Raw genomic sequence first — 261 nt, forward strand, 5'->3', positions numbered from 1 at the left:
GCTTTGGATGAGTATGTAAAAGATCGTAGCAACACAAAACGGAAAGAAGCCCTTCAAGATCAGCTTGATAAAGATGAAGAATCAATTAACAACAAGTACGATGACCTGGTAAATGATGAACGAGCATTCAAAAAGCTTGAAGATAAGCTTATGGATGGTAAAATCACTGATATCGCTAAACAGCTTAATGAATTCACCAAGTTCATTAACGAGAATATGAAGTCGATTGGGAAAAGTATTTCCAATAACTTGATTGATAAG

At 34.9% G+C, this 261-nt stretch carries 1 protein-coding gene; it reads left to right on the forward strand.

The features are described 5' to 3' along the window. A partial coding sequence (locus SB660_RS21610; protein WP_410584468.1) for a hypothetical protein occupies positions 1–261 on the forward strand: 261 nt, incomplete at both ends.

Source organism: Bacillus sp. SIMBA_005, from assembly GCF_046535585.1.
GTDB classification, from domain to species: Bacteria; Bacillota; Bacilli; order Bacillales; family Bacillaceae; genus Bacillus; species Bacillus pumilus.